General features: G+C 66.5%; 1 protein-coding gene. It reads right to left on the bottom strand.

Going from position 1 to position 436, the window contains the following annotated elements; all coding sequences use genetic code 11:
- The coding region (locus KDL01_RS42140) for an SCO4848 family membrane protein (RefSeq protein WP_212534299.1) at positions 1–214 on the bottom strand (214 nt) is incomplete at its 3' end.
- Between the last annotated feature and the right edge of the window lie 222 nt (positions 215–436).

The raw sequence follows: 436 nt of genomic DNA, 5'->3' as shown, positions 1-436 counted from the left end.
CCTTCAGACCCTTCCACCCCAGCCACCCGATCGCCGTCCCCATCACCAGCGAGATGATCGCCAGGACGACGTGCACCATCAGGAACCCGGTCGGCGAGTTCCCGTTCCAGGCGCGCGGGTCGTTGTTGATGTTCTTGATCAAGGTCACCCAGATGATCCAGGACCAGACGGCGAAAGCGATCAGGAGCCACGAGGCACGGCGAGACAGGCGCATGCCAGCAAGGCTACCCCGCCGCCTTCCAGGCTCCTACGCGCGGTAGAAGTTCCCTCGTCGCGCGGCGACTTGCCGAGCATCTCGGTCCTGGGCCGACCGACTCAGCGCGCCAGAAGCGGTAGAGACCGGGAATGCAGGGGAGCCGACGGAACTCTAGCCGCGCGGGACGTGCGCGTGGCTTGGGTTCCCGAGGAGCGCAGCGACGCAGGGCAACGGTTGAGC

It is taken from the genome of Actinospica durhamensis, from assembly GCF_018139695.1.
GTDB classification, from domain to species: domain Bacteria; phylum Actinomycetota; class Actinomycetes; order Streptomycetales; family Catenulisporaceae; genus Actinospica; species Actinospica durhamensis.
Note: the sequence above shows the minus strand (reverse complement) of the source record. Positions and strands in the feature narration are given on the sequence as shown.